A 21,801-nucleotide genomic window follows, 5' to 3' on the forward strand; every position below is an offset into this window, starting at 1 on the left:
GTCGAAGAGGTCGTCGCTGCCCGGGCAGGCGACGACAGTGAGTCAAAGCAGCCGATGTGGACTGATTGCTTGTTTCCGGAAGAATTTCGGTACCAGGTTCGATGAGGAGCATGGGCAGCCGGTGGGACGCCCGCCGGATCTGAGCCGGCCCGAGCGCCGAGGAGGGGCCAGGTGCCCCGTCGCGGTAGTCTCGTCGTCAGTGCGACTGGCGGCACGGGATGGTGGACCATCGGGGAGCCGGCCACGGGAGTCGACCGCCTGGGCTCCCGTCCGAAGGGACTCCTATGCCTGCGGATGCTCGACTGCTGCCCGGCGCGCCGGTAGCCGAAGCCGTACTCGCCGATGTCACCCGGCGGGTGGCCGCCCTGCGTGCACGCGGTGTCACGCCCAGCCTCGCCACCATCCTGGTCGGCGACGACGACGCCAGCGCCGGCTACATCCGCCTCAAACAGCGACAGGCCGCCGAGTTGGGCTTCGACTCGCCGCACCGGCATCTGCCCGCCGACGCCACCCAGGACGACCTGCTCAAGGTGATCGCCGGGTTCAACGCCGACCGCCGGGTGCACGCCGTCCTGATCCAGTACCCGATCCCGGGCCACCTCGACTACGACGCCGCCCTGCAGAGCCTCGACCCGGACAAGGACGTTGACGGGATGCACCCGCTCAACATGGGTCGCCTCGCCGTCGGCCTGCCGGGACCCGTGCCGTGTACTCCGGCCGGGATCGAGGCGCTGCTGGACCATCACCGGGTCCCAATCGCCGGCCGGGAGGTGGTCATCCTCGGCCGGGGCGCCACCCTCGGCCGACCGTTGGCGATGCTGCTGGCCCAGAAACGTCCCACCGCAAACGCCGCCGTGACCGTGGTCCACACCGGAGTCGCCGACTGGCCCCGCTACACCCGGCGCGCCGAGATCCTGATCGCGGCGGCCGGCGTACCCGGCATCATCCAGCCCGAGCACGTCCGGCCCGGCTCGGTCGTGATCGGCGCCGGTGTCCGCTATGCCGGCCGTCGCCTTCTGCCGGACGTCGACGAGACCTGCGCCGAAGTGGCGTCCGCGATCACCCCACGGGTCGGTGGCGTCGGACCGACCACCGTCGCCATGCTGTTCCGCAACGCCGTGCACAGCGCCGAACGCGCGACCAGGTAGCAGCCGACCCGGCCGGCCGACCGGGCTGCTCGCCGGCTTCTGCTCCGGCGTGACGGACGTGCCTCGACCATGGCCGTGGAGCTGTGGCGGTGCTACCGGGTCGGGCGTACCTTGTCGGGGAGCGGCTCACGGCGGGCCAACCACTGCGCCGGGACCCCGCCCGGTCCGGAGCCGGTGTACGCGGCCACGATGCCGCCGACGATCGCCGCGGTCGTGTCGACGTCACCGCCGGCCTCGACACAGGCGTGGATCGCCGCCGGGTAGTCGTCGAGTCGGGTCGCGGCGACCCACAGCGCGAACGGAACGGTGTCGAAGGCCAGCACCTGCGAGCCGTTGCCCAACTCGTACGCCGCCTCGGCGACGCCGACCCCCAGCAGCTGCCTGGCCCGGACGATGCCGGACATCAGCCGGCCGTCGATTAGATGGCCCAGCACCACGTCGAGCAGCTCGGCCGGCTCGGGCCGGGACCGGGTCAGCCGGGACCAGCCGGCTTCCGCCGCCGCGACGGCGACCGCGACCGCACCCAGGATCGCCTCGGGGTGGGCGTGGGTGACCTCCGCCGACCGCCAGGCCTGCAGAGCGGCGGTACGGTTGTCGCCCGCGTGGAAGGCGCCGAGTGGGGCGACCCGCATCGCCGCACCGTTGCCCATCGACCCCTGGCCGTCGAACGCCGCACCTGCCGCGTCCCGCCAGGCGACGCCCTGCCGGATCTGGCGTAGCAGGACCACCGCGCCGGCACCGTAGCCACGGTACGCCTCGAAGTGCCCCGCGAACCGGGCCGCCAGGCGGTCCTGGTCGATACCGTCGCGCTCGCGCAGCTCGGCGACGATCGAGCAGGCCATCTCGGTGTCGTCGGTCCACGGCCATGGCCCGGCCGGTGGGTCACCATCTGGTAGCGCGGCGGAGCTGGTGCCGGGGACGAAGAACTGGGCGCCGAGGGCGTCACCGACGGAAAGGCCGTCAAGACTGTCATAGCAGAGGTCGAGCATCGTCATGTCGCAGCAGACTCTGCCAGTTGCGGCGGCCGTCGGGAAGGCCGGAGCCACTGCGGGTCACCGTCAACTTCGCAGCTGCGCGTTGAGCCGGGCGGCCTGTCGCGTGAGGTGGTCGCGTTCGGGCAGGTTGGGCGCTGACCGGGCGGCCTGCGCGTACAGCCGTGCCGCGGTCGCCGGATCCCCGTCGCGCTCGTGCAGGTGTGCCGCGACGACTCCGCGCGCCGGTCACCGCAGGTTCCTCTCCCGGACGGCGACGAGCAGCCGGTCGACGGCGGCCCGGTCAGGTTGGTCTGGTAGCGCGGTGCCGGCCGCCGCGTCGTCGAGCTCGGCCAGCAGGTCCGCCGCCCAGCGGGTGACCACCGCCCACGGCAGCTCGCCGCGCCGGACCGCGAGCAGCCGGTCCCGCAACGGTCCCACGTCGACCAGGACCTGCCCGGTGCGCAGCACATGCACACCGGCGGTCAGCAGCCGGATCATGTGCATCGCCTGCTTGTGGTTGGTCTCGCCGGTGCGTTCCCGGCGGGCCGCCACCCGGTCGAGCTGGTCGCGGGCGTAGCCACCGTACGTCTGGGCGAGTCGCGTCGACAGGAACGCCTGCCGAGCCGCCACCAGCTGCTCGCCGTCCTCGCGCAGCGTCTCGATCAGCGGGGACCAGAGCACCTCCAGGACGGTCGGGTTGCCCTGCAGCGCCAGGGTGCAGAAGCGTTCGAACTCCCAGGAGAACTGCTCCGGGGCCGGCCCGTCGAGGTGGGTGGGCGGCTTGTCCAGATGCCAGAACGAGCGGGTCGGGGCGACGTACACGCCGCGCCGGTCGTGGTCGGAGTCCGGTCCGTGCAGCTCGTACGCCCGGGATCCGACGACGACGGCGAGGACGGTGTGCCGCTCGACGAGCTCGCTCACGCCGGGCACGTTACCGCTCACCGGTGCAGCTGGTAGTAGAGATAACGGGTGGTGGCCGGGCCGGGGCGGCTGTGGCCATCGGCCCGCCAGCCACGGGCGGCGTAGAACCGCTGGGCCCGAGCGTTGCGCTCCCACGCCTCCAGCACCCCGCCGGACCGACCGGTCCGGTGCAGGTACGTGACGAATGCGTCATGCAGCAGCCCGCCGATCCCTCGACCCCAGCAGTCGGGGAGTACGTGGATCTGGTACAGCTGACCGACGTGGGCCGGGTCGACGTGACCGGCGAGGGCTGGTCCCATCGCGGCGCAGCCGACGATCCGGCCATCGAGGACGGCGGCTACGGTGAACAGCTTCGGCGAGGTGACCGCGTTCGCCCAGGCGGCACGGCGTTCGGCGTACGCCTCGGGCGACGACAGCGGCGGGTCGGCTGGGTCGAGCCCACCTGCCGCCGTGTAGTAGGCGGTGCGGGCCTGCGTGTGCACCTCGGTCAGCTGATCGACATCGGCGAGCGTGGCTTCGTGTACGTGGGCCGATGCCGGCTGCGGCTCGCCATGATCACTTGACGTTCTGCTGGGCGACACGCCGACATTCTCCCAGCAGAGCATCAAGTGATCATGGGAGTGCGGGACGCCGGCACCGTCAGGCGAGGTCATCCGGCGTCTCCTCTGGTCAGTCGGCGAAGGTGAGGCCGCGTTCGGCCAGGGCGGTGGCGAGGATGCCGACGGCCTTCGGGCCGATCCCGTGCATGGCCAGCAGGTCGTCCCGGCGGTATGTGGCAACCTGGGCGAGGGTGGTGACGCCGGCTGCGAGCAGGGCGCTGTTGGCCGGCCGTCCGATCGGCGGCAGGTCACCGATCTGGGCGGGCAGATGGCGAGTGCTCATCCGCCCACCGTAGTCCACTATCTCATTGCAGTTCGTCGAATACTGCTGCGATGAGCGTGGCCGGGTCGATGCTGGCGGGCCGGTCGCTGACCTGTCCGTCGCCCACCTCACGCCCACCGGGTGAGGAACGGCGTCTTCCAGTGCACGCCGCGTGAGTGCTCGTCGTCGGAGTCCGGCCACGGGACGACCGGCAGCTCCGGCAGGCCGAGCAGCGGCGCGACGACGTCGTTGCCTCGGCCATCCACGTGGTTGCCCAGACGAGCTGGCAGTCGAGCGCCAGCAGTCGGCGCCCGTCCGCTGGATCGAGCCGCTCCAGTAGCGGATTACCGATGGCATCAAGGTCGGCAGCGGCGACAGGCGAGGGCGAACGACCGGTCGCACGGGCGGCGAATGGGATCAGCACTCCGTCGACGTCGAGGAAGACGTACGGGCGGTCGGTGGGCATGGGCGTCGTCGGAAGGCCGACCGGACGGGTCAGCGGCTGGACACTGTGGTGAGGAACGCCGTCCAGGTGCTGGTGGGGAAGAGGAGTGCGGGGCCGTGTGGGTCCTTGGAGTCGCGGACGCCGATGGTGCCCCCGGGCAGCGTGGCCACCTCGACGCAGTCTGACCCGCTGGCGCTGCTGCGGCTGCTCTTGCGCCAGTGGGCGCGGGACAGGTCTGGTGCGGTCATCCCGCGTCTCCTCTGATCGGCCGGGTCAGTCGGGAAGCTCCTCTGCCGCCCGAGCCAGGAACCGACCGGACTCGTCCGGGTCGAGTGCCTTGGCGCACAGGTGGTCGAACACGAGTTTATATCGCGCTACCTGGGCGTCCTCCTCCAGCAGCAGAGTGTTCGCGTCGTTCTCGATGTAGACGATTGGCGGGTCGAGGATCGGGTCGGCGTAGCCAAGAATGGTGAACGGGCCGGCCATCGCGGCGTGCGCACCCGAGTTGAACGGCACGACCTGCAGCTCGATCGACGGCTGGGCGCAGGCATCGATCAGCCGGGTGAGCTGGTTACGCATCACCTTTGGGCCGCCGACGACCCGTCGGATCACCGCCTCGTCGAGGACGATCCAGAGCTTCGGCGGCACATCCCGCGACAGCAGCGACTTGCGAGCGAGCCGGGCGGCGACCCGCCGGTCGATCTCGTCCGTGTCGGCGGTGCTGCGGCCGGCGTGGATGATGGCGCGGGCGTACTCCTCGGTCTGCAACAATCCGGGCACGTACAGGCTCTGGAACGTGCTGATCGCGGTCGCTTCCGCCTCGAAGCCGACGTAGTCGTCGGGCAGCACGTCACCGTACGCGCTCCACCAGCCCTTCTGCCGGGCCTGCTTGGTGAGCGCGGTCAACGACTCGCGGTCCTCATCGGACGCCTCATAGAGCGCCAGCATCTGCTCAGTGTCCTTGAGTGTTATCCGCGAGTGTCCGTGTTCGAGCCGGATGACCTTGGTGCGGTGCCAGCCCAAGCGGCGGGCGACCTCCTCGGCCGTCAGACCGGCCGAGTCGCGGAGGCGACGTAGCTCCCGACGTAACCGGCGAGCGCGGATTGTCGGGCTCGGAACCTGTGCCACGAGAACACCTCCGGGGACATGCGGGTCTGGCAGCGGCGACGTGAGTCAGGACGAAGTATGTACGACAGATCTTCCGAACGGAAGTTTGTTGCGACGTTGTATTTCTATGGGCATAGATGCATGCTGAGGGTGGATGATGCCGTCGCCACTGCCCTTGGAGGTGTCCGTGACCGACAACCGTTCAGCATGCTGGACCGACCCGACCCTCGATCCGACCCAGCGAAACCGGGACCTGTTCGCCGTACTCGATCGGGCTGACCTGTCCGAACCGGCGCGGGCCGCTGTGGCGCACGCCCTGGGACCCGCCGCCGGCCCGGCCGGGCACGCCGAAGCGCTGGTCAACCGCTACCTCAACGAGCGCGAGCGCCGCCGGCCGGCGGCTCAGGTCAACGGCGGCGGCGACGGTCCGGGTGGGATCGGCAACCTGCCGGACTGGTTACGGTACGACCGGCGCGGTCGGTACACGCTGCACCTGACGTCCGCCGCCGCCGACTTCGACGAAGCGCGGGAGCAGGCCGTCGCGTACGCCGAAGGGCTCGCCATCCTGTGCCCGGAGCTGGGGGAGCACGCACCGCTGCTGTCCTGGGCGGAGGCGTGGAACTTCAACGAGCCCCTGTTCTGTGGCGTACGCGGCCCGGACGGTGAGGTGTGCGCGGAGGTCCGCTACCACCCGGGGTTCCACCGGGCGGCCGGGCTGGGCGGGTTGTGCTGGGGCGACCGCGACGGCGACGCCAGTGGCACCGGCGACGCTGACGGCACACTGCCGTGACCGGCACCCCGGTCACGCCGCCGTACCCGAGGGTCGCGCCGTGCCGGCACTGCTGCCGGCCGGTGTTGCGCGACAACGACGGCGTCTGGATTCACGCCGACCTGTCGTACGTCTGCCGCGACCGCTGGGGCGGGATCACCGCCACCACCGCCGCACCCGAACCGCCCGCCTGGTACACCGAACAGCGCGGGACCGTGCGGCGGTCAGAGTTGCCAGCCCGGGGTGGACCAGGCCGGTCACGTACGCGACCAGGATCACTGGCGGCAGCCTTGGATCGAGCAGACTCCCAACACGCAGATGCGATCGGTGATCCTGCTCCGGGCACGATTGTTGGTAGTGTCGGCGGCATGACCATGAGCATCTCGATCACCCTTGACGACGATCTCGGCGAGGAGCTTGTCGCCGCCGTCGCTGGTGGCAACCGGTCGGCTCTGGTCGCTCAGGCAATCCGCGAATACCTCGATCGTCGTGCCGTCGACGCCGCTGCTGCCTGGCACGCCTCCCTCACCGGCGAGGATGCTGCGGCGTTCGCGGAATTCAACGCCGCGTGGTAGCCACAGCAGGCGTGCCCGTACGGGGTGACGTGGTCGACTACACCCTTGGTAGCCGACGGATCCGAGTGCTGGTGGTGAGCGCCGACGTCTATACCCGTAGGTACCCAGTGATCGTGTTGATCCACGATCGCGCTGACGGAGACGTGCCCGGCATCCTCCTGCCGCTGCCCAACGACCTGGCCGGTGGCGGCACGATCGATCTGTCCCGGATCCGATTCGCCGACCCCGAAGCGATCGGTCACCGACATGGCCGGATCACTCCCGCGCTCGCTGCCAAAGTCGATCAGGGGTTTCGTCGCCTTCTTGGCTTGTAACGGGCGCGCTCTGGTCAGAAGCGCGGCGGGTCAGAAGCGCGGCGGGTCAGGGTAACCAGCCGGGGCGGACCAGGCCGGCCTCGTACGCGAACACGACCAGTTGGGCGCGGTCCCGGGCACCGAGCTTCACCATGTGGCCCTACCCCGATGATGGTCACCCCCATCCTCGATGGCGATCCGCCACTGCGGGTAGGCGAGGTCGACGCGGCCGATGAAGCGCCCCTGCGGATCCGCGACCTTGTGCTGCGGCACCGGTCGGGGCAGGCCGGCGTCGTGCAGCAGCAGCCGGCGGTGCAGCAGTGCGTCGACGGCAGCGACCGCGTCCGGGCGCGGCAACGTGTGTCCCAGGTCGAAGGCGGTACAGTACGACATGGAACGGGCTGCGCCGGGGAAGCAGGTCGACTCCCCAGAGGTACGCGGCACTGAGCCCGCAGGCCGGCGGCGACGGCGTGGCTACCGGAGAACGGGAGAAAACTCAGCTGGTTCGGGACACTGGCGGCGCGGGACACCGGCGTAGCCTGCCCGGCGGCCGGCCACTGCCGCTGCCCTGACCGGCCGGACGGTCACCCATCCGACACGTTGCGTCTGCCGTCCGCGTACCTTGCCCGGCAACCACCCGTGGCGGGTTCAGTTGCCTTTCGGGTGCCAGACGGTCTTGGTCTCCAGGAACGTGGTCATCCGCCGGGTGCCCGGGTCGGCGGACCAGTCGACCGGTGTGACAGCCGGCCGCAGCACCCGCTTGAGGTTGCCGGCGGCGGCCTGCTCCAACTCGACGGCCAACTGCGGATCGACCACCCCGGTCAGGTCGAGCGCGTCGACGTCCAGATGCGACGCCAACCACGGCGCTGTCTCGGTGATCCTGCCGGTCAGCACGTTGACCACCCCGGCGGGCAGGTCACTGGTGGCCAGCACCTCGGCCAGGGTGACCGCCGCCAGCGGGCGGGCCGGCGAGGCCAGCACCACCGCCGTGTTGCCGCTGACGATCACCGGGGCGACGACGCTGACCAGGCCGAGCAGCGACGGCTCGACCGGCGCGACGACCCCGACCACGCCGGTCGGCTCCGGTGTCGACAGGTTGAAGTACGGACCGGCGACCGGGTTGACGCCGCCGTACACCTGGGGGAGCTTGTCGGACCAGCCGGCGTACCAGACCCAGCGGTCGATCGCCGCGTCGACCTCGCCGGCCGGCTCGCCGAGCGCGACGAACTGCTCGCGTCGGCCCTCCAGCATCTCGGCGACCCGGTAGAGGATCTGACCCCGGTTGTACGCGGTCGCGCCCGACCAGCCCTTCACCGCCGCCCGGGCGGCGACGACGGCGTCGCGGAGGTCCTTGCGGGAGGCGAGCGCCACGTTGGAGTCCTGCACCTGGTACGTCCGTCCCGACTCGCTGCGCGGGAACTTCCCGCCGATGAACAGCTTGTACGTCTTGCGTACAGCAACCCGGGTAGTGACGCCGCCACTGTCAGACATCGAGGTACGCCTCCAGCCCGTGCCGGCCGCCTTCGCGGCCGTAGCCCGACTCCTGGTAGCCGCCGAACGGCGACGTCGGGTCGAACTTGTTGAACGTGTTCGCCCACACCACTCCGGCGCGCAGCCGGTCGGCGGCCCACAGGATTCGGGAACCCTTCTCCGACCAGATGCCGGCGGACAGCCCGTACGGTGTGTTGTTGGCCTTGGCGATGGCCTCGTCCGGGGTGCGGAAGGTCAGCACGGACAGCACCGGCCCGAAGATTTCCTCGCGGGCGATCCGGTGCGCCTGGCTGACCCCGGTGAACAGGGTCGGCGCGAACCAGAAGCCCTGCTGCGGCAGGTCGCACGGCGGCGACCAGGCCTGCGCGCCCTCGTCGGTGCCGGCGGCGGCCAGGGTACGGATCCGGTCCAGCTGGGCGGCCGAGTTGATCGCCCCGACGTCGGTGTTCTTGTCCAGCGGGTCGCCGACGCGCAGCCGGGCCATTCGCCGCTTCAACGACTCCAGTAGCGGCTCGGCGATCGACTCCTGGACCAGTAGCCGGGAACCGGCGCAGCAGACGTGGCCCTGGTTGAAGAAGATGCCGTTGACGATGCCTTCGACGGCCTGGTCGATCGGGGCGTCGTCGAAGACGATGTTGGCGGCCTTGCCGCCCAGCTCCAGGGTCAGCTTCTTGCGGCTGCCGGCGACCGCGCGGGCGATCTGCCGACCGACCTCGGTGGAGCCGGTGAAGGCGATTTTGTCGACATCCGGGTGGGCGACGACGGCCTGCCCGGTGGCGCCGGCACCGGTGACGATGTTGACCACACCCGGCGGCAGGTCGGCCTGCTGGCAGATCTCGGCGAACAGCAGCGCGGTCAGCGGGGTCGTCTCGGCCGGTTTGAGCACCACCGTGTTGCCGGCGGCCAGCGCAGGGGCGATCTTCCAGGCCAGCATCAGCAGCGGGAAGTTCCACGGGATGACCTGCCCGGCGACGCCGAGCGGGCGCGGGTCCGGGCCGAAACCGGCGTACGGCAGCTTGTCGGCCCAGCCGGCGTAGTAGAAAAAATGCGCCGACGCCAGCGGCAGGTCGACGTCACGGGACTCGCGGATCGGTTTGCCGTTGTCGAGCGACTCGAGCACGGCCAGCTCGCGGCTGCGTTCGGCGAGCGCCCGGGCGATCCGGAACAGGTACTTGGCCCGGTCGCGGCCGGGCATCGGACCCCAGACCCGCTGGTACGCGGCCCGCGCGGCGGCAACCGCCCGGTCCACGTCGCCGGGGCCGGCCTCGGCGACCTCGGCGAGGACCTCCTCGGTGGCCGGGTTGACGGTCTTGCGGGCCTCGCCGTCGGTCGGGTCGACGAACTCGCCGTCGATGAACAGGCCGTACGAGTCGCGGATGGTGACGACCGAGCGGGACTCGGGTGCCGGTGCGTAGTCGAACACGCTGATCAGTCCAGGGTGACGTAGTCGGGACCGGAGTAGACCCCGGTGTGCAGCTTCGACCGCTGCATCAGCAGGTCGTTGAGCAGGGTGGAAGCGCCGAACCGGAACAGGTCGGGGGTGAGCCACTCGTCGCCGGCGGTCTCGTTGACCAGCACCAGGTACTTGATCGCGTCCTTGGTGGTGCGGATGCCGCCGGCCGGTTTGACGCCGATCCGCCGCCCGGTAACGGCGTGGAAGTCCCGGACCGCCTCCAGCATGATCAGGGTGACGGGCAGGGTCGCGGCGACCGGCACCTTGCCGGTGGAGGTCTTGATGAAGTCGCCGCCGGCCAGCATCGCCAGCCAGGAGGCGCGGCGCACGTTGTCGTAGGTGGCCAGCTCCCCGGTCTCCAGGATGACCTTGAGGTGGGCGTCGCCGCAGGCCTGCTTGACCGCGACGATCTCGGCGTACACCTGCTCGTAGCGGCCGGCGAGGAACGCCCCCCGGTTGATCACCATGTCGATCTCGTCGGCGCCGGCGGCGACCGCCGCCCGGGTGTCGGCCAGCTTCACCTCCAGCGGCGCCTGCCCGGACGGGAAGGCGGTGGCCACGCTGGCCAGGTGCACGCCGGAGCCGGTGAGCGCCTCGGCGGCGGTCGGCACCATCGACGGGTAGACGCAGACCGCGGCGACCGGTGGGCAACCGGGGTCGGCCGGGTCGGGGCGGCGGGCCTTGGCACACAACGCGCGTACCTTGCCGGGGGTGTCGGCGCCTTCGAGGGTGGTCAGGTCGACCATCCGGATGGCCAGGTCGATCGCCCACGCCTTGGCGGTCGTCTTGATCGACCGGGTGCCGAGCGTCGCGGCCCGCTGCCGCGCCCCGACCTCGTCGACGCCGGGCAGCCCGTGCAGGAAGGCGCGTAGGGTTGCCGCGTTCCGCCCCACCTCGGCCAGATCGTGGCGCGCGGGTGCCGGGGTGCTCACCGCTGTCCTGCCCGCGAGTCCGGTCATGCCACGAGTCCTGTCATGTCCGCGAGTCTACGTCGCCAGCGAGTTCACGATCTTGGCCGTCGGCTGATCGGACGAGCAGACTTAACGGCGCTGTTGGCCTACCGTTACATCATGTTGGCCCCGGTGACCCACCGTGCCTGACGTGCGAGCAGTGCACTTCACCGACACGTACCTGCCCCGCCGCGACGGGGTGGTCACCTCGCTGCGGACTCTCGCGGCGGCGTCGGCCGCCGCCGGGCATCCCGGCCTGATCGTGGTGCCCCGGCATCCGGACCAGCCGACCGAGGCGGACGTGCTGCGGCTACGTGCGCTGCCCTGCGGAGTCGCCGACCTGCGGTTGTCGCCGTGGCTGCTGCGCGGTGCCGCCGCCACCGGCACCATCGCCGAGATCGCCGCCCACGCCCCGGACGTGGTGCACGTGCACACCCCCGGACCGGTCGGGCTGCTCGGCGTCCTCGCCGCCCGCCGGCTCGGTCTGCCGCTGGTCCAGACCTACCACACCGACCTGCACGCGTACGCCGACGCGTACCGGGTGCCGGCCCGCGCGCTCAGCGCCGGCGTCCGGCTTTACGCCCGCCGGCTCGGCGTACCCCGCCCGGCGGCGGCGCCGGCCGGCCACGCCCGTGACCACCGGCCGATGGCCAGCGGCGCGGTCGCCCGCCGCCGGGCCGCCATGGACGCCACCAACACCCTGCTGCTCGGCGGCGCCGACGCGGTGGTGGTGCCGACCCGGGCGGTGCTGGACCGGATCCACCTGCCGGTGCCCGCCGACCGGGTGCACCTGGTGCCGACCGGGGTCGCGGCCCGCCGCACCACCGCCGACGAGATCAACGCATTCCGGTACGGCCATGGCATCACGCCCAGTGACCGGGTGGTCCTCTACGTGGGTCGGATCAACCGGGAGAAGGGCATCGACCTGCTGATCACCGCGTTCGAGCGGGTGCTGGTCGGCTGCCCGACCGCCCGGCTGGTGCTGGTCGGTGCCCTGTACGAGCCGCGCTGGCTGGCCGGGCTGCTGCGCACCATCGACCCTCGGGTGGCTGCCCGGATGACCCTCACCGGCCAGCAGGGCCCAGAGGTGGTGGCTGCCGCGTACGGGGCCGCCGAGGTGTTCGCGTTTGCCTCGCAGACCGACACCCAGGCATTGGTCCTGCAGGAAGCCGGCCTGGCCGGGGTGCCGGTGGTACTGGTCGACCGGGCGTTGCACGCGCACGGCGCGCTTGCCGGCGCCGCACTGCGCACCGAGCCGCAGCCGGGTGCGCTGGCCGGCGGGGTGCTGCGGCTGCTGCTGGACCCGGACACGGCCCGCCGGCAGGCGGCCGCAGCGGCGGCCCGCTGCGCCGAACACACCCCGGCCCGCTACGCCGAGGCGATCCGTGAGGTGTATGCGTCGGCCGCCGGGCTGGCGAGTAGGTTCAACGACCGTGGACGTACTCGTCGTTGATCACCCTCTCGCCCAGTCCCGGCTGACCGCGATGCGCGACGCCCGGACCGACTCGGCGGCGTTCCGCGCCGCGCTGCACGAACTCACCACCATGCTGGTGTACGAGGCGGCCCGATCCTTCCCGGTGGAGTCCTTCCCGGTGACCACCCCGGTGGCGCCGACCGACGGGACCCGGCTGGCCAACCCGCCGCTGCTGGTGCCGGTGCTGCGCGCCGGGCTCGGGATGGCCGACTCTGCGTTGGCGCTGCTGCCGGAGTCGTCGATGGGCTTCGTCGGGCTGGCCCGTGACGAGGAGACCTACGAGCCCAGGGCCTACCTGGAGTCGCTGCCGGTCGACCTGGCCGGCATCCCGGTGCTGGTGCTCGACCCGATGCTGGCCACCGGCGGTTCGCTGGAGCACTGCTGCCGGCTGCTCGCCGACCGGGGCGCCACCGAGATCACCGTGCTGTGCGTGCTCGCCGCGCCGGCCGGAATCGACCGGCTGGACCGCTCCGGCCTGCCGTTGCGACTGGTGACCGCGTCGATCGACGAACGGCTCAACGAGAAGATGTTCATCGTGCCGGGGCTCGGTGACGCCGGTGACCGCCAGTTCGGCGGGATGCCGCGCTTCTGACGGGTACCGGTCAGCTGGCGGCGGTCCAGCTCCAGCTGGTCGCCACGCCGTCGGTGAACGGCATCACGCCGTGGAAGACGGTCGGCTGCTCGGCGAAGACCAGCGGCAGGAAGTGCCGGTCGCTGGGCCACATCGGCACCCGGCCGGCGAGGACGTCGGCCAGGTCGGTCCAGACCAGGGTGCCTTCCGGGCAGTCCGGCCGGGGCTCGCCGGACCAGGTCGGCACCCGGAACAGGAATCCGAACCAGTTCTCGCTGTGCCGGCCGAAGCCTGGCCAGGAGATGGTCCCGGCCAGCTCGACCCGCCCGCACTCCAACCCGGACTCCTCCCGGATCTCCCGGCGCATGCCGGCGATGACGTCCTCGCCCGGCTCCAGCTTGCCGCCCAACCCGTTGTAGTAGCCGTAGTGGATGTCGTCCGGCCGGGTGTCGCGGCGCAGCATCAGCACCTGACGTCCGTCGGGGGAGAGTACGTAGCCGAGGGTCGCGATGATCGCCTGCACCTGGTCACCATAGGTACCCGGTGGCCGGTCAGCCGCAGCGGTGTCCCACCAGCACCTCGGTGGCCGGGACCGGGTCGGCCGCCGACAGCGGGTCCGGCTGTGCGGGGTACCCGGTGTCGCGGTGGCGGGTCTGCTGCTGCGGCGCGGCGGCCAGCCGTAGCTGCGGACCGACCGGGAACCGGCCGACCGGCGGGCGCAGCAGGCGCTGCGCCAGTTCGGTCGCGGTGAACGGGGCGCGGGCCGCCGCGGTCTCCGCGTCGACCTCGTACGGTGACCGGGTCGGGAAGTAGCGGTTGAGGAACTCGACCCGCAGCCGGCGGGCGACGGAGTCGACCGCGTCGGTGAGTTCGGTGTCCAGCCCGAAGGCGTCGGCGTCGCGCCGGTCGAGCAGCCGGTGCAGCCGCAGCGCGGCGTCGGGGGCGGCCGGGTCGACGTGGCGCCGGCGCAGCGACCCGGGGACTGCGGTGCCCCGCAGGTACGACCAGTGTGGGTGCAGCGAGCGGATCAGTGACACGTCGTCCGGATGCCGGATCTGGTGACCGCGAATCCGGGCGACCACCTCGGGAATGCTGGTGCAGATCTCGGCCAGTGTGGAGCGGCGCACCGGCAACGGTACGCCGACCTGGACGCCCGGGTCGACGAGGCGGTCGAACTGGTCGGCGAAGACGCGCCGCGCGGCGGCCTCCGCCGGGGTGTCTCCCGAGCGGGCCAGCCGGCCGGCTCCCCGGCCCGGCCCGGGCGGCGGGCCGAGCGGCACCTTGGGGATTCCGTTGGGCTCGAAGAACGTGGTCCGGTCGACGGGCCGGCCGAGAAAGACGTTGCCGGGCAGGTAGAGGAACCGTTCCGCCAGGCCGTCGATCTCGTGCACTGCGGATTCGACGGCGTACGGGTTGAAGGTGGGCAGCACGGCGTGGCCACCGAGCAGGTCGCGATGGTCGACGACGGTCAACTGCGGATCGTTGACGTCGAGCCAGCCCGGCACCTGGTCTGCGGTGATCAGGAAGATCCGCCGGATCCAGGGCGCGTGCAGGTGCACCGAGCGGAGCAGGTGGCGCAGTTCCTCGGTGCCGTCCCAGCCGATCCATTCGTTGCCGGCGGGGTCCGCCGGGCCGGCACCGTGGCGGTGGCGGTGCCGGTCGGCGCGCCGGGCGGCCGGCACCGGACCGGCGGTGCGGGCCATGGCCCGCTGCCGGCGGGAGCGCCACCGCGGGTCGGTCGGGTCGGTCCAGCAGCAGACCAGGTCGACTGGGAAGTCGGGCCAGGTCGCCGGCCGACGGGTGAACGGGGTACGGGTCACGTGCCGGGCGATCCGGTCCTCCGGCGCGAAGCAGCAGGCCTCGGCCTCGGTCAGCCGTACCGGGGCCGACCGGGCCGGGACGATGGCGGTGACGTCGTTGCTGCGGGGCGCGTGCAGCCGGTCACCGTCGACCGCCCAGAACTCGATCTCGCAGGCGGCCTGCCCGCCGTACGTCAGCTGACCGTTGACGCCGGTCACCGGCTGGAAGACCCGGATCACCGGGGTCCGGCGCAGCCGCCAGTCGGGCCGGGCCGGCAGTCGCCGGTACCGGTGTCCGGCACGTGCCACGGCCAGGCCGTCGACGCGGCCGAGGGCCCGCAGCGCGGCGGTACGCTCGCCGGCCGGCACCCCGACCCGGCTGCTGAACCCGGACGCGGTCGGGATGACGAAGTGGTCCACCCCGGCCCGGGCCAGTGCGTCGGTGACGAGGTGCAGGTTGCGCCGGTGGGCGTTGAGCGGGCTGATCGTGTCGTCGTCGTCGACGACGACGACGGCCATGACGGGGCGTCCGTCCAGCACGGACCATCGCCGGGGGAGACCGGCGGCGGTCGGGCGGGCCGGCCGCAGACGTCGGCCCAGCCAGCATCGGGCGGCCTGGCCGGGCCGACGGGTCAGGCGGAACAGGGCAGTCTGCCGGTGGAAGGGGAGCAGCGCGTACCGCCGGTGCGTCGCGGCGGTCAGGTAGGCGAAGCAGCGGCTAGCCAGCATAACCAGCTAAACGATCAGCAATATGAATTGGTCGCGCCTAACGGGTGAAACGGACATCATTTGATGTTCAGGGCGGCCGATGTCTCTGCCCGCAGCTGTGCCAACGCCCGATCGGCCCGTTCGCGGGCCGCAGCCGGATCGCTGCCCGGCACCGGCTGGACCACCTCCAGGTACGCCTTCAGCTTCGGCTCCGTCCCGGAAGGACGGACCACGACCCGGGCAGTGCCGGTACGCAGGATCACCACGTCGGCGTCGGGCAGCAGATCCTGCGCCGCGGTGACCGGCTCGCCGAGCAGCGTCGTCGGCAGGTTCGCCCGCAGGTACGCCATCGCGGTGGCGATCTCACTCAGCTCGTCGACCCGCACGGCGAGCTGGTCGGTCTGGTACACCCCGAACTCACAGGCCAGTTCGTCGAGCCGGTCGGCCAGACCCCGACCGGCCGCCTTGAGCTCGGCGGCCAGCTCGGCGAGGAGCAGCGCGGCGGTGATGCCGTCCTTGTCGCGTACCTGGTCGGGTGCCACGCAGTAGCCGAGTGCCTCCTCGTAGCCGTAGACCAGCGGCACCTCGGGGGTGTCCGCGAGGTCGCTGCCGGCCCGGACGATCCACTTGAAGCCGGTGAGGGTCTCGGCGTACGGCTCGCCGCGCGCCGCGCACAGCGCGCCGAGCAGCGACGACGAGACGATGGTGGTGGCGTAGCGGCCGTGCCGGCCGCGCCGGATCAGCTGGTCGGCGAGCAGCACTCCCAGCTCGTCGCCGCGCAGCATCCGCCATCCGTCGTCGCCGTGTGGCACCGCGACGGCACACCGGTCGGCGTCCGGGTCGTTGGCGATCGCCAGGTCGGCTCCGTGTGCCCGGGCCAGCGCGACGACCCGGTCCATCGCGCCCGGCTCCTCCGGGTTGGGAAACGCCACGGTCGGGAACTGCGGATCCGGCTCGGCCTGCTCGGCGACGACCAGCGGTGCCGGGAATCCGGCACCGGTGAAGGCCTCCCGCAGCACCGCGCCGCCGACGCCGTGCAGCGGCGTGTACGCCACGGTCAGCGCCCGGGGGGTCGCCCGGTCCACCACCGCCACGGCACTCCGCAGGTAGCCGGCGACGATCTCGTCGTCCAGCGTCTTGCCGGGGCCGCCGAGCGGCACGTCGACCAGTTTTCCGACCGCCCGGATCGCCGCCTCGATCTGCTGGTCGGCTGGCGGCGCGATCTGCGCGCCGGCACCGGCCGGTCCGCCGAGCTGGGCACCGAGGTAGACCTTGTAGCCGTTGTCCTGCGGCGGGTTGTGGCTGGCGGTGACCATCACTGCCGCCACCGCGTCGAGCGCGCGGACCGCGTAGGCCAGCACCGGGGTGGGCAGCGGGCGGGGCAGCAGGTAGGCGTCCCGCCCGGCGCCGGTGACCACCTCGGCGGTGCGGACCGCGAAGGCCCGTGACCCGTGCCGGGCGTCGTAGCCGATCACCACCGGTCCGGAGCCGCCCTGCTCGGCCAACCAGCTCACCAGCCCGGCGGCGGCCCTGGTGACGACCTGCAGGTTCATGCCGTTCGGGCCGGCCCGCAGCGGGCCGCGCAGCCCGGCGGTGCCGAACGTCAACGGCCCGGCGAACCGGTCGGCCAGCTCGACCGCGCTGCCCGGCAGTTGGTCCAGCAGGCTCTGCAGTTCGGCGTGGGCGGCCGGGTCCGGCTCGTCGCCGAGCCAGGCCGCCACCCGCGTACGCAGAGTCTGGAGACCAGGACCGTCGTAGTTGGATGAGCTGCCGTCTATTGGCGAGGTTGCGGGCTGTGACATGAACCACTTCCGAGTTAGTGTATCCGTCTTGACGCTTTGAGTAGCTGTCGATAATGTCGCATATTAATGTAAGTCAATCTTTGGCCGTGCTGTCTCGTTTTCGTGATGGCACTTCCTCACCTGGTGTCGCCAGCGGGATCATCTTAGTGGGGAGTTTTGTCATGTCTCGAAGAGTTGCAGGTTTCAGGGCTTCCCGGATGCTGAGTAATGCGGGATCGATCGCGGGGCTTGCCTCAGTGGGCCTTCTTCTCACATCAGTCCTAGCTGTTCCTGCCTCTGCTGGTCAGGGTGCTGAGGTGGGGAAGCGTTCCTCCTCAACTTCTGCGGCATTGGCTACTTCCTGCGACACTACGAGTGGAACGCTGAATGGGGTTCCGTTCTATGCGAGTTGGTGTTGGATGACCGTGTCGGGCGACTATGGCTTCCAGCGTGCCCTTGCGAACTGCCGTTACCCAGGTGGCGGTGGTATCCCGGCATACAACTACCAAGCTCTGGGGCAGATCGTCTTTTACAGTTCGACCTCGTCGCCGACGTCAGGCGCCTACTGCTCGCAGAACTCTGGAGACTACCTGGTGAGTGGCCAGGTGGAGATCTTGTAGATTGCGCTGCCCGAGGACCGGTACGCCCTGGAGAAGGGGTGCCGGTCCTCGGGCAGGAGGTCCATACTTCAACTGCTCGTCAAAGAGAAAGTTCGTACCATTTCGTCGAAGATCGGCTTACTCTCCTCGAATCGGGCGTCTGGGGTCGTCAGGAAGAACGAGTACGCCTTTCCGTTGGCGACCACGGCGTGCCAGATGCCGTGCCGTTGTTCCTGTCCTTCGCCGCAGGTGTACTCCAGTTCAGCTGATGGCTGGTCTGCGATCTTGGACTCGTCCAGTCTGATTTCCTGATACGGCTCATCGCAACTGCCGCGATTATTCGACAACCGGTCGCCTGCGGCTCTGAGGAAGGACAGCGGCTGAGTGGAGGGACCTGCGTTCTCGACAAGGAGTCGAACGCGACGCCCACTTTCCTCTGGGTCGGTGTAATCGACCCAGACCCCAGCTTCTGTCCTGGCCCAGCCGTCGGGTACCTCAACCGAAATGCCGCGCTCAACGTAGGTCTGCGTCTCGAATGATGGGCCTGGCGGTTCAGTGCTGACAGGCGCAACGATGGACGGGGTCTGTGACGCGTCGTCGTCGCCACTAAACAGCGTCACGGACAGCAGCAGGATCAGCAGCGTGGCACCGGCCGCCGCGCCGATCTGCACCTTCCGGTCCCAGCTCTTCACCTTCTCGACGGCGCTGCCGGTGCCCTGCCGGAGCCCGGCGATCGCCTTGTCCAGCATCGCCCCGGCGGTGGTGGCACCTCCCGGTGCCGGCCGACCGGCCGGCGGTTGGTCCCAGCTCTGCTGTCCGTCGCCCCAGCTCGGTGCCGGCATCGCCCCGGTCGGGCTGAGCAGCGCACCGCCCTGGCCGCCCTGCTGGCCCTGGCCACCTTGCGGGCCGTGACCGCTCTGCGGGCCGTGGCCGTGCCGACCCGGCTGCTGCCCACGCGGACCGGGTACGCCAGCCTGACTGATCGGTATCGCGGCGGTCGCTCCGGCCGCCGGCGAGGTCGGGTTGGCGTTGTCCAGCCCGGCGGCGGACCACTGCGCCGCGCTCGGCATCTGCCGACCGGCCTTGCGCAGCTCGGCGAGGCGGTCGGTGAGCGACTCGTCCGGGCCGATCATCGCCCGGCCGCCGATCTTGCCACTCGGCTGGGGCTGCGCCGGCGGTGCTGGTCGGGCCTGCTGCTGCCAGCTGGGCGGTCGCTGCACCGAGACCACCGCGTACGGGTCGGTGACCAGGTTGGCCGGGGCCTTGCTGGCCAACGGCCCGGCGAGCAGTTCGCGCAGCATGCTCCGGGCGGTCGGTACGTCGAAGCGTCGCGCCGGGTCCTTCTCCAGCAGGCCGAAGAGCACCTCGGTGAGCGGGCCGGAGCGCACCGGGGCGGCGGGCGGGTCCTCGACAACGGCGTGCATGGTCTCGATTGGGTCGCCCTTGTCGAAGGGCGGGCGCCCCTCGACGGCGGTGTAGAGCGTGACGCCGAGGGAGAACAGATCACTCGGCGGCCCGAAGTCCTGGCCCATGGCCCGCTCCGGGGAGATGAAGTGCGGCGAGCCGAGCACCATCCCGGGCGTGGTGAGCTGGACGTCGGTGGGCATCCGGGCGACACCGAAGTCGGTGAGTACGCAGCGACCGTCGGTGCAGATTAGCACGTTGGCCGGCTTGACGTCGCGGTGCAGGACGCCGATGGCGTGGGCGACCTCCAACGCGCCGAGCAGCGCGATGCCGATCTTGGCGACCGCGCGCTGGGCGACCGGGCCGTCCTCGATGACCATGTCGGCGAGGCTGCGGGCGTCCAGCAGCTCCATCACGATCCACGGGCGGCCACCCTCGGTGACCACGTCGTAGACCTGGACCACGGCCGGGTGCTGCAGTGCGGCCGCCGCGCGGGCCTCCCGCAGGGTGCGTTCGTACATCGCGTCGCGGTCGCTGGGGGCCAGCCCCGGGGGGAGGACGACCTCCTTGACCGCCACGTCGCGTCGGAGCAGGGTGTCGGTGGCGCGCCAGACGGTGCCCATGCCACCGTGCCCGACCGCGGCACGCAGCGAGTACCGGCCACCGATGGTGGCGCCGGGTGCCGCTCGTGCGCTGGTAGAGCTGACTGGTCCGCCACTCCACGTCGGAATCTGAGTCACAGGAAATGCCGCCGAGAGAAATTGAGGGGCCGGGGAACCAACCCCTCTATCTTGCTGGGTCGCTCGGCGGAACGAAAGCTACGCGCCGAGGTTGGTGAGAAGTCCACTCTGTGTCGTTGTGTGGTAGCCCAATGTACACCGGATCGGACTCTAGGTGCGCAACCCGTCACGGTGTCGTTATCAGATGGCACGCCCGGACTGGGGGGTGTCGCGACAGTCAGATATCTGTCAGTTTTTGGCCGAACCGGCAGCCGGGTCGCTACGTGGCTCGTTACTCGGCGTAGGAGGTGTGGGACCCATGGCTGCCTACGATGGTGACATTCGGGGCGGACCGCAGCGGTCCGATCGCCTCTACCAGGCATTCCATGACAATACGCGATGCGGCCACTACCCGAATGACGTTGCGCAGCGTTACCGTCCCCGGTCTAGGCTGTCGGAGTCCCATCCCATCCACAGTGATCGAGAATCTGACGTGACGAGTGCGTTGACGTTGCCCACCGGCAGCGAGATGGCGTCGTCCTGGCCCGATCCACTGCCAGGTGCCCAACCCCTGCCGGCCGGGCTGGACCAGTTGCTCGATGCCCGCGGGCGGCAGTTGACCGCGATCCGGCGGCACCTGCACGCCCACCCGGAGCTGTCCGGCCACGAGTTCGAGACGGCCGCGTTCATCGCCAACCAGCTCACCAGGATGGGGCTCACCGCCCGGCTGCTGCCCAAGGGCAACGGCGTCATCTGCGACATCGACGCCGGCCCCGCCGACGGCCCGGTGGTCGCGCTGCGCGCCGACATCGACGCGCTGCCGCTGGCCGACGTCAAGGACGTGCCGTACCGGTCGACCGTGCCGGGCGTCTGCCACGCCTGCGGGCACGACGTGCACACGACCGTACTGCTCGGCGTGGCGATGCTGCTCGCGCAGCTCGCCGACCGCGGCGAACTGCGCCAGCGGGTCCGGCTGATCTTCCAACCGGCGGAGGAGATCCTGCCCTGCGGCTCGCTGGAGGTCGTCGCGGCCGGCGGGCTCGAGGACGTCACCCAGATCTTCGCGCTGCACTGCGACCCGAACCTGCCGGTCGGCCGGGTCGGGCTGCGGGTCGGCCCGATCACCGCAGCGGCGGACAACATCAGCGTGCGGCTGTCCGGTCCGGGCGGTCACACCGCCCGCCCGCACCTGACCGTCGACCTGGTCAACGCCCTCGGCCGGCTGGTCACCGAGGTGCCCGCGCTGGTCAACCGGCGGGTGCCGGCCAACGCCGGCCTGCTGCTGGTCTTCGGTCAGGCGTCCGCCGGCACCCAGTACAACGTGATCCCCAACGAGGCCAGCGCCGCCGGCACCTTGCGGGTGCTAGACCGGCCGACCTGGGACGCCGCACCGGACATCGTCACCCAGATCATCCGGGAAGTGGTCGCCCCGACCGGCGCGACGGTCGACATCGAGTACCTGCGTGGTCGACCACCGGTGATCAACGATGCCGCCGCGATCGGCGCGCTCACCGCCGCCACCGCAGCGGCCCTCGGCCCCGCCGCCGTCGCCGACACCCCGCAGAGCATGGGTGGCGAGGACTTCTCCTGGTACCTGGAGTACGTGCCGGGTGCCCTGGCCCGCCTCGGAGTCGGCCGCGCCGAGGCCGGCAGTGACCTTCACCGCGCCTCGTTCGACGTGGACGAGCGGGCGATCGCGGTCGGCGTCCGCCTGCTCGTCCACACCGTGCTGCAGCTGGCCGAGGCCGACTGACCGGCG

Annotated in this window: 21 protein-coding genes, 3 pseudogenes and 1 riboswitch; of the genes and pseudogenes, 7 read left to right on the forward strand and 17 right to left on the reverse strand. The window is 71.1% G+C overall.

The window, feature by feature from the left end:
- The first annotated feature begins 191 nt into the window (after positions 1–191).
- Positions 192–271: riboswitch (ZMP/ZTP riboswitch) on the forward strand.
- Positions 272–284: 13 nt separating this feature from the next.
- Positions 285–1,148: a tetrahydrofolate dehydrogenase/cyclohydrolase catalytic domain-containing protein gene (locus O7621_RS11220; protein WP_282233907.1), complete on the forward strand. Its 864-nt coding sequence runs from the start codon at positions 285–287 to the stop codon at positions 1,146–1,148.
- A 92-nt stretch (positions 1,149–1,240) separates the two neighbouring features.
- Here the strand turns inward: O7621_RS11220 and O7621_RS11225 are convergent, their stop codons facing one another.
- The 8 genes and pseudogenes from O7621_RS11225 to O7621_RS11260 all read right to left on the reverse strand — a co-directional run bounded on the left by O7621_RS11225 (position 1,241) and on the right by O7621_RS11260 (position 5,477).
- Positions 1,241–2,143, reverse strand: coding sequence for an ADP-ribosylglycohydrolase family protein (locus O7621_RS11225; RefSeq protein WP_282233908.1), 903 nt, complete (start codon positions 2,141–2,143; stop codon positions 1,241–1,243).
- A 63-nt stretch (positions 2,144–2,206) separates the two neighbouring features.
- Positions 2,207–2,353, reverse strand: a pseudogene (locus tag O7621_RS11230) (RNA polymerase subunit sigma-24); the annotation flags it as partial.
- Positions 2,354–2,368: 15 nt separating this feature from the next.
- Positions 2,369–3,043 (reverse strand): nucleotidyltransferase domain-containing protein, encoded by a 675-nt coding sequence (locus tag O7621_RS11235; protein ID WP_282233909.1) that lies wholly within the window; start codon positions 3,041–3,043, stop codon positions 2,369–2,371.
- Between the two features lie 17 nt (positions 3,044–3,060).
- Positions 3,061–3,696, reverse strand: a complete 636-nt coding sequence (locus O7621_RS11240) for a GNAT family N-acetyltransferase (protein WP_282233910.1) — start codon at positions 3,694–3,696, stop codon at positions 3,061–3,063.
- Between the two features lie 16 nt (positions 3,697–3,712).
- A complete protein-coding gene (locus tag O7621_RS11245) occupies positions 3,713–3,925 on the reverse strand; it encodes a DNA-binding protein (protein ID WP_282233911.1) in 213 nt (70 codons plus the stop codon).
- Positions 3,926–4,035: 110 nt separating this feature from the next.
- Positions 4,036–4,370: pseudogene (locus O7621_RS11250) on the reverse strand (HAD domain-containing protein); the annotation flags it as partial.
- Between the two features lie 29 nt (positions 4,371–4,399).
- A complete protein-coding gene (locus tag O7621_RS11255; RefSeq protein ID WP_282233912.1) occupies positions 4,400–4,597 on the reverse strand; it encodes a DUF397 domain-containing protein in 198 nt (65 codons plus the stop codon).
- 25 nt (positions 4,598–4,622) lie between these two features.
- Positions 4,623–5,477 (reverse strand): helix-turn-helix transcriptional regulator, encoded by an 855-nt coding sequence (locus O7621_RS11260; protein WP_282233913.1) that lies wholly within the window; start codon positions 5,475–5,477, stop codon positions 4,623–4,625.
- Positions 5,478–5,643: 166 nt separating this feature from the next.
- On the opposite strand from O7621_RS11260, the gene O7621_RS11265 reads away from it, so the two are divergent.
- The 3 genes from O7621_RS11265 to O7621_RS11275 all read left to right on the forward strand — a co-directional run bounded on the left by O7621_RS11265 (position 5,644) and on the right by O7621_RS11275 (position 7,114).
- Positions 5,644–6,246: a hypothetical protein gene (locus tag O7621_RS11265; RefSeq protein ID WP_282233914.1), complete on the forward strand. Its 603-nt coding sequence runs from the start codon at positions 5,644–5,646 to the stop codon at positions 6,244–6,246.
- A 347-nt stretch (positions 6,247–6,593) separates the two neighbouring features.
- Positions 6,594–6,800, forward strand: coding sequence for a ribbon-helix-helix domain-containing protein (locus tag O7621_RS11270; RefSeq protein ID WP_123605452.1), 207 nt, complete (start codon positions 6,594–6,596; stop codon positions 6,798–6,800).
- 29 nt (positions 6,801–6,829) lie between these two features.
- On the forward strand, positions 6,830–7,114 hold the full coding sequence (locus tag O7621_RS11275; protein WP_282233915.1) for a hypothetical protein: 285 nt from the start codon (positions 6,830–6,832) through the stop codon (positions 7,112–7,114).
- Between the two features lie 46 nt (positions 7,115–7,160).
- On the opposite strand, the pseudogene O7621_RS11280 reads toward O7621_RS11275, so the two are convergent.
- From O7621_RS11280 to deoC, 5 genes and pseudogenes are all read right to left on the reverse strand, one after another.
- Positions 7,161–7,247: pseudogene (locus tag O7621_RS11280) on the reverse strand (DNA-binding response regulator); the annotation flags it as partial.
- Positions 7,241–7,486: a hypothetical protein gene (locus O7621_RS11285; protein WP_282233916.1), complete on the reverse strand. Its 246-nt coding sequence runs from the start codon at positions 7,484–7,486 to the stop codon at positions 7,241–7,243. The gene O7621_RS11285 and the pseudogene O7621_RS11280, both read right to left, overlap by 7 nt.
- Before the next feature lie 255 nt (positions 7,487–7,741).
- On the reverse strand, positions 7,742–8,584 hold the full coding sequence (locus O7621_RS11290) for an aldehyde dehydrogenase family protein (RefSeq protein ID WP_282233917.1): 843 nt from the start codon (positions 8,582–8,584) through the stop codon (positions 7,742–7,744).
- Complete coding sequence (locus O7621_RS11295; RefSeq protein ID WP_282233918.1) at positions 8,577–10,007, reverse strand: aldehyde dehydrogenase family protein; 1,431 nt, start codon at positions 10,005–10,007, stop codon at positions 8,577–8,579. Before O7621_RS11295 ends, O7621_RS11290 begins: the two co-directional genes overlap by 8 nt.
- 5 nt (positions 10,008–10,012) lie before the next feature.
- Positions 10,013–10,996, reverse strand: a complete 984-nt coding sequence (deoC, locus tag O7621_RS11300) for a deoxyribose-phosphate aldolase (protein WP_282233919.1) — start codon at positions 10,994–10,996, stop codon at positions 10,013–10,015.
- Between the two features lie 142 nt (positions 10,997–11,138).
- Here deoC and O7621_RS11305 point away from each other — a divergent pair, with 142 nt between their 5' ends.
- Entirely contained in the window at positions 11,139–12,440 is a 1,302-nt protein-coding gene (locus O7621_RS11305) for a glycosyltransferase (RefSeq protein WP_282233920.1), read from the forward strand.
- Positions 12,421–13,053, forward strand: a complete 633-nt coding sequence (gene upp / locus O7621_RS11310; protein ID WP_282233921.1) for a uracil phosphoribosyltransferase — start codon at positions 12,421–12,423, stop codon at positions 13,051–13,053. Before O7621_RS11305 ends, upp begins: the two co-directional genes overlap by 20 nt.
- Before the next feature lie 10 nt (positions 13,054–13,063).
- On the opposite strand, the gene O7621_RS11315 is transcribed toward upp, so the two are convergent.
- From O7621_RS11315 to O7621_RS11330, 4 genes are all read right to left on the reverse strand, one after another.
- Positions 13,064–13,555 (reverse strand): 8-oxo-dGTP diphosphatase, encoded by a 492-nt coding sequence (locus O7621_RS11315; protein ID WP_278167049.1) that lies wholly within the window; start codon positions 13,553–13,555, stop codon positions 13,064–13,066.
- Between the two features lie 28 nt (positions 13,556–13,583).
- Positions 13,584–15,560: a hypothetical protein gene (locus tag O7621_RS11320; protein ID WP_282233922.1), complete on the reverse strand. Its 1,977-nt coding sequence runs from the start codon at positions 15,558–15,560 to the stop codon at positions 13,584–13,586.
- A gap of 56 nt (positions 15,561–15,616) precedes the next feature.
- Positions 15,617–17,341: a phospho-sugar mutase gene (locus O7621_RS11325; protein ID WP_282233923.1), complete on the reverse strand. Its 1,725-nt coding sequence runs from the start codon at positions 17,339–17,341 to the stop codon at positions 15,617–15,619.
- Positions 17,342–18,008: 667 nt separating this feature from the next.
- Complete coding sequence (locus tag O7621_RS11330; RefSeq protein WP_282233924.1) at positions 18,009–20,063, reverse strand: protein kinase; 2,055 nt, start codon at positions 20,061–20,063, stop codon at positions 18,009–18,011.
- A 472-nt stretch (positions 20,064–20,535) separates the two neighbouring features.
- On the opposite strand from O7621_RS11330, the gene O7621_RS11335 reads away from it, so the two are divergent.
- Positions 20,536–21,795, forward strand: a complete 1,260-nt coding sequence (locus tag O7621_RS11335; protein WP_282233925.1) for an amidohydrolase — start codon at positions 20,536–20,538, stop codon at positions 21,793–21,795.
- Positions 21,796–21,801: the final 6 nt, after the last annotated feature.

Source organism: Solwaraspora sp. WMMD937 (assembly GCF_029581175.1).
Taxonomy (GTDB): Bacteria; Actinomycetota; Actinomycetes; order Mycobacteriales; family Micromonosporaceae; genus Micromonospora_E.

What these genes read in the sequence shown, in the direction of transcription:
- O7621_RS11245 (WP_282233911.1), bottom strand. Translation starts at nt 3,925, where the DNA reads ATGAGCACTCGCCATCTGCCCGCCCAGATCGGTGACCTGCCGCCGATC.
- O7621_RS11285 (WP_282233916.1), bottom strand. Translation starts at nt 7,486, where the DNA reads ATGTCGTACTGTACCGCCTTCGACCTGGGACACACGTTGCCGCGCCCG.
- O7621_RS11270 (WP_123605452.1), top strand. Translation starts at nt 6,594, where the DNA reads ATGACCATGAGCATCTCGATCACCCTTGACGACGATCTCGGCGAGGAG.
- O7621_RS11225 (WP_282233908.1), bottom strand. Translation starts at nt 2,143, where the DNA reads ATGACGATGCTCGACCTCTGCTATGACAGTCTTGACGGCCTTTCCGTC.
- O7621_RS11240 (WP_282233910.1), bottom strand. Translation starts at nt 3,696, where the DNA reads ATGACCTCGCCTGACGGTGCCGGCGTCCCGCACTCCCATGATCACTTG.
- O7621_RS11220 (WP_282233907.1), top strand. Translation starts at nt 285, where the DNA reads ATGCCTGCGGATGCTCGACTGCTGCCCGGCGCGCCGGTAGCCGAAGCC.
- deoC (WP_282233919.1), bottom strand. Translation starts at nt 10,996, where the DNA reads ATGACCGGACTCGCGGGCAGGACAGCGGTGAGCACCCCGGCACCCGCG.
- O7621_RS11290 (WP_282233917.1), bottom strand. Translation starts at nt 8,584, where the DNA reads ATGTCTGACAGTGGCGGCGTCACTACCCGGGTTGCTGTACGCAAGACG.
- O7621_RS11255 (WP_282233912.1), bottom strand. Translation starts at nt 4,597, where the DNA reads ATGACCGCACCAGACCTGTCCCGCGCCCACTGGCGCAAGAGCAGCCGC.
- O7621_RS11320 (WP_282233922.1), bottom strand. Translation starts at nt 15,560, where the DNA reads ATGCTGGCTAGCCGCTGCTTCGCCTACCTGACCGCCGCGACGCACCGG.
- O7621_RS11325 (WP_282233923.1), bottom strand. Translation starts at nt 17,341, where the DNA reads ATGTCACAGCCCGCAACCTCGCCAATAGACGGCAGCTCATCCAACTAC.